Genomic DNA, 279 nt, shown 5'->3' on the forward strand with positions numbered 1-279 from the left:
GCGCAAGGCCATTCGGTTCATCGCGACAATCTCGAAGCGGGTCTTGTTCGGCCGCTTCATGGCGAGGACGTAGTTGGCGGGCGCGTTGCCGCTTTCCACGTGCCCGATCCAGACCATCGAATCGATGTTGTGCCAGGCTTGCGCACCGCCGCGCGCCTCGGCGTTCTTCTCGACGATCTGCTCCACCGACAGCGACCCTGCCGCGCCCCGCTCGGCGCAGCCCGCGCAGGCCAAGATGCATGCAGCCAGCGCCCATGCCGCAATTCGTCTCATGATGGC

The 279-nt window shown here is 65.9% G+C and carries 1 protein-coding gene; it reads right to left on the minus strand.

Annotated elements, in window-relative coordinates; all coding sequences use genetic code 11:
- Nucleotides 1-279: hypothetical protein (locus tag ACVA6Q_RS24620; RefSeq protein WP_446649217.1), on the minus strand; the 279-nt coding region annotated here is incomplete at both ends.

The organism is Vibrio sp. DNB22_10_4, assembly GCF_052879755.1.